This is a genomic window from Sunxiuqinia dokdonensis (assembly GCF_001270965.1).
Classification (GTDB): Bacteria; Bacteroidota; Bacteroidia; order Bacteroidales; family Prolixibacteraceae; genus Sunxiuqinia; species Sunxiuqinia dokdonensis.
The window spans coordinates 1-864 of the sequence record NZ_LGIA01000108.1 but is presented as its reverse complement, the minus strand read 5'-3'; the positions used below and the strand labels follow the sequence as shown (position 1 = coordinate 864).

The window sequence follows — 864 nt, the reverse complement described above, 5'->3', positions numbered from 1 at the left end:
CCTGAACCTGAAATATTCGGAGATAATTGAAAAAACAGACAAAGCATTTTGGCAGGTGGCAACGGTTGAAGAAAATATTTTGATCGCAGATGAATATATTAAGATGTTAACCGAATTGGAAGATCAAATGTCCGCTATGTATGAAGTCGGGTTACAACCTGCCAGTGAAAAGCTAAAAGTGACGGTTCAGAAAAATGAGGCTGAATTAAATTTGTTGAAAGCTAACAACGGATTGAAAGTAGCTAAAATGTATTTGAACCAGATTTTAGGACAACCACTGGATACCGATATCAAAGTCAGTCATAATGTAGGTGCGGATGTCGAACTGATAAATTTTGGAAACGGAATAACCCAGGCCAGCAACAAAAGGAATGAATTGAAAATCCTGGAGAAACAAAAAGAACTCGACGAACTTGACGCAAAAATTACGCGTGCCGATTATCTTCCAACAGTTGGAGTAAGTGCGCAATACACAAGTTTTTGGGTAAGAGACTTGTACGAAGACAGTAATTTTCAGCCCATATTGGCAGCGCAGGTGTCAATCCCTGTTTTTCAGTGGGGACAGGGTAGAAAGAAAATGCGTGCCGCACAATTAAAAATACAGCGGGCGGAAACAGATTTGGAGAATACAAGTGATTTGATAAACCTTGAAGTGATGCAGGTTAAAATACAGGTTGAGGAAGCTTACGAATCAATCAGTCTGGCTGAAAAAAATATGGAAGAAGCCAGGGAAAGTTTGGACGAAACCCGTGCCAGTTTTGATGTTGGTTTGAATACCACAACTGAGTTATTAAGCTCACAAGCCAAATGGGTAGAGGCAAAAGCCCGGTTGATACAAACTGTTGCCAACTTTGAGGTATTAAA

Annotated in this window: 1 protein-coding gene; it reads left to right on the top strand. The window is 39.9% G+C overall.

The window, feature by feature from the left end; all coding sequences use genetic code 11:
• On the top strand, positions 1–864 hold an 864-nt coding region (locus NC99_RS07355), incomplete at both ends, for a TolC family protein (protein ID WP_053181627.1).